Here is a 3,260-nt window from a genome sequence, read left to right on the forward strand (position 1 = left end):
CTGCCCGCGCCGTCGAGGTTCAGCCTTTCGATCGACAGTGTGGGAGCGACTGATGCGCCCGCGCTTGTCCAGACGGTGCCCGCGGCGCCTTCGGGTCTGATATCGATCGTGATGCCGACAGGAGCCACATCTATCGACGGCTCATCCTGAAAGATCAGACCAATATATGCATCGCCATCGCCCATCGCGTGCGTGTCCACCATGGTCAGCGGGCCGATATTGTTCACCTGCACCATCGCCGCGCCATCATCCGTAGTTAGAACCTGCCATGACAGGTCCGCCCCTTCAAGCCGTGCGGTGACTGTGCCGATAGAGTCGAGGGCGAGCGTCGGCACTGCCATCAAGGAAAGAACAAGGGCGAGTATCGGTTTCATGCAGCTCATTTTTTGGTCAGGCTCACTTCGCGGGCGCCTCCTGCCGAGTTCCATTTTGTTCCTATCGCCTCCGTTTCGGAAAAGAAGCTGATGATGCCCTCTGCGCGTCGCGTGCCGCTGCCGATCTGCCATGAAAACTGCGGTGCAAGTCCCATGTCGCAGCCCAGCACATAGGCCCATTCGGCCAGATCCGATTTGGTTGCGAACAGTTCTGGAGCCATGGGTCGCTCTGATACGAAATCGTGGCGCAGTTCTTTGTTGCCGCCCTGTACCGGGACAAGTTCGGTCTGCATCCCGTCACCGCCGAGGTAAAGCCGGTTGCGCGAAGGGTCGTAGAAAATCTCGACCTCGTTCCTTTGAACGCCCATCGTCGCCCCGATGCCTCCTGCGGTCTCGGACCAACTGCCTTCCAGTATCGGACCGATCCGCCGCAAGTCGAACCCCTGCGAACCGCGCGGCGTCTCAGAACAGATTTCGTTGGTAATGGTGGTGTTTTGCTGGGCCAGCACTGGTCCGGTGAGTGCGATCAGCAGGGCGGACAGTGCGATACGGGTCATTATTGCACCCTCCCTTCAAGTCCTGAAGATGCCAAGGACGCATCCGGCACGAAACGCGCAGGTGCGCATTGGCCATCGGTACATGCGCCAACGGACAGGGTACGCCGGGTCAACTCAGAATCACAGTCGATTACGGTGGCATTGCCCAACCCGGCAAAGGTGACCATCCCAGCTTGCCGCGTGAATGCGTCCGAGGGTCCAAGCGGGGGGATCGGCAGATCATAGCTTGTCGACGTGCCGAGGGCTGCTTCCTCAATGGTGATTCGACGTTTGTGAGGCGACGTGTCTTCCGGATAGGTCACGGTGAACCCGACGATGCAAGACCCGTCGCGGTCCTGCTTGACAGGGGCGAAGCTGACGAACCCTGAAGGTGTTGCATCCAAGCTGGCTTGATCAGTCGGCACGCAGGCTCCAAGCAGGCCGGCGACGGCAAGGAGCGGGACGATACGGGTCACTCGATACCTCCTACGGTGAATTGGGTGCGCGCGAGAATGCGGCCCGATGCACCAACGCGGTAACGTAGCTCGTAAGTGCCCGCTACATCGGGTGCCTTCAGTTTCGCAGGTGAACCCCACCGAGTCTGCGTCGCCGTAAGGCGGGCATCGTCGGGCGATCCGATCTCGGCCAGAACGATCTCGTCCCTTGGTCCGGCGGGACCGGTCCAGTCAACTTCAAACCTCTCGTCAAGCGGGACAGCGACGGGCGGTGTGATGCTGGCTTCGGTTGCGGTCAGTGAAACAGGACGGGTTGCGAGGATACGCTGCGGATTATATTGCTCATAGCGCAGTTCGAACATGCCGGTTTCGTCTGGAAGACGCAGAGATGCAGGAGAACCGTTGCGGGTCAATGTAACCACCAGGATTTCCCCCGCCGCCGCCCCTGTCCGAGAGAGGGTGATACGATCGCCATCGGCATCCGGTCCTGTCCAGTCCACATCCAGCGTGCCGCCTGCCGGTGCGGTCCCGGGTGCATCAAGCGACGCCTCGGGACGATCCTCGATCAGCGGCACAGCGACGCGCTGGACAATGTCGGCACGCACAGTCAACGGCACTTCGCCAGTATAGCCCGGTGCGGTGGCGGCAATGCTATATTCCCCTGGCGGCAGGGCAATGTCGAAAGGATCGCGTCCTTCACCTTCCGCGACAAGCTGGCCATTGGCATCGGTGATCCGCCAGTCGGCGGCACCCAGAGGCGCGGACGTCTCGGCGGAGACGGCGAAAAGTGACATAGCCACCGTGATGGCAACAGGTTCAGCGGGTGTCACCTGCGCAAGGGCAGCCGTCAGCTCCGCCCCGGTTGTAGCTTCCAGAAGAAGCCCGCCCGTCTGGTCAGGCAGACAGGCCAGCGCCCCCACCTCGCCCGGTGCCATTCCAAAACCTACGACATGCGCGCGCAAGTCGACCCCCTCGGCAGCAAACTGCGCTGCCAATGCACAAGGATCGCCGCCGCAATTCTCCAGCCCGTCGGTGATGAGCACGATGTCCGCGGACTCGGCGGTTGGCGGGATCTGGTCGCGGGCGACCCGCAGCGCGTCGGTGAGAGGAGTCATCCCCTGTGGGATAAGCCCCACGATCCGGTTGGCCTGTCCGGCACCGATATGCTGGCCCATTGGTGTGACCACCTCGATATCGCTGCAATCACCGCGGCGATTATGACCGTAAGCCACGATCGCGTAAGGTGCATCAGGGTTACGATCGACGAAATAGTTGCCCATGACATCGCGCGCCACTTCTATGCGGCTGAGATCGCCTTCGAGACGGTTCCACATCGAGCCGGAGGCGTCGAAGACAACCACTGTTGCAGTATCCGACATAAGCGGTGTTGCGCCGCACAGAAGTGTTGCAAAAATCATGGTGCGCATCAATCGGCCCCCTGTTGTTGGTTGAGGCAGGGCGCATAGCGCTCGGCCCACCCGTCGCCGATAACGATGAGATCGCCGCCCATTCGAGTCATCAACAGAGTCCGTTCGCGCCAATCCTGTCCTTCGCCACGGCAGTTGGCCCAATAAAGCGTCGCGCCTTCCCAACCTTCGACAGTCTGTGGATCGGTCAGGCGACAGCTTGACTCATAGTAAATCAGTTGATCACCTTGGATCATTACGCGCTGGTCGCTGACGGGCGCGGTGCAGTCGAACCCGTCATAGACACCATCAACCGGGGTCGCTCCAAGTGGGGTGGTCAAAAATATAAGGGTGAGGATGAGGCGGCACATATCAGTCCATCTCCTTCATTCGGGCGTTGAAGCTGAACGTTACCGGCAGAGTTTCCTGATCTGGGCCGCCGGTGACCTCGCCGGTAACGGTGCCCGCGACGGCGATCACACCATCGGC

5 protein-coding genes are annotated in these 3,260 nt (G+C 60.9%); all 5 read right to left on the minus strand.

All coding sequences use genetic code 11. The features are described from left to right. Positions 1–374 (minus strand): hypothetical protein (locus KBT70_RS08370; RefSeq protein WP_296631185.1); only part of this gene is annotated, 374 nt, incomplete at its 3' end. 5 nt (positions 375–379) lie between these two features. Continuing rightward, positions 380–931 (minus strand): hypothetical protein, encoded by a 552-nt coding sequence (locus tag KBT70_RS08375; protein WP_219436506.1) that lies wholly within the window; start codon positions 929–931, stop codon positions 380–382. Beyond that, the gene (locus KBT70_RS08380) at positions 931–1,386 is read right to left on the minus strand and encodes a hypothetical protein (protein ID WP_219436507.1); all 456 of its coding nucleotides are present in this window, start codon (positions 1,384–1,386) and stop codon (positions 931–933) included. Before KBT70_RS08380 ends, KBT70_RS08375 begins: the two co-directional genes overlap by 1 nt. After that, positions 1,383–2,792: a VWA domain-containing protein gene (locus tag KBT70_RS08385; RefSeq protein WP_219436508.1), complete on the minus strand. Its 1,410-nt coding sequence runs from the start codon at positions 2,790–2,792 to the stop codon at positions 1,383–1,385. The genes KBT70_RS08380 and KBT70_RS08385 overlap by 4 nt, the downstream gene beginning before the upstream one ends. After that, a complete protein-coding gene (locus KBT70_RS08390) occupies positions 2,792–3,142 on the minus strand; it encodes a hypothetical protein (protein WP_219436509.1) in 351 nt (116 codons plus the stop codon). The genes KBT70_RS08385 and KBT70_RS08390 overlap by 1 nt, the downstream gene beginning before the upstream one ends. Positions 3,143–3,260 lie beyond the last annotated feature (118 nt).

The organism is Roseovarius sp., assembly GCF_018066915.1.
Classification (GTDB): domain Bacteria; phylum Pseudomonadota; class Alphaproteobacteria; order Rhodobacterales; family Rhodobacteraceae; genus Roseovarius.

What these genes read in the sequence shown, in the direction of transcription:
- KBT70_RS08375 (WP_219436506.1), bottom strand. Translation starts at nt 931, where the DNA reads ATGACCCGTATCGCACTGTCCGCCCTGCTGATCGCACTCACCGGACCA.
- KBT70_RS08385 (WP_219436508.1), bottom strand. Translation starts at nt 2,792, where the DNA reads ATGCGCACCATGATTTTTGCAACACTTCTGTGCGGCGCAACACCGCTT.
- KBT70_RS08390 (WP_219436509.1), bottom strand. Translation starts at nt 3,142, where the DNA reads ATGTGCCGCCTCATCCTCACCCTTATATTTTTGACCACCCCACTTGGA.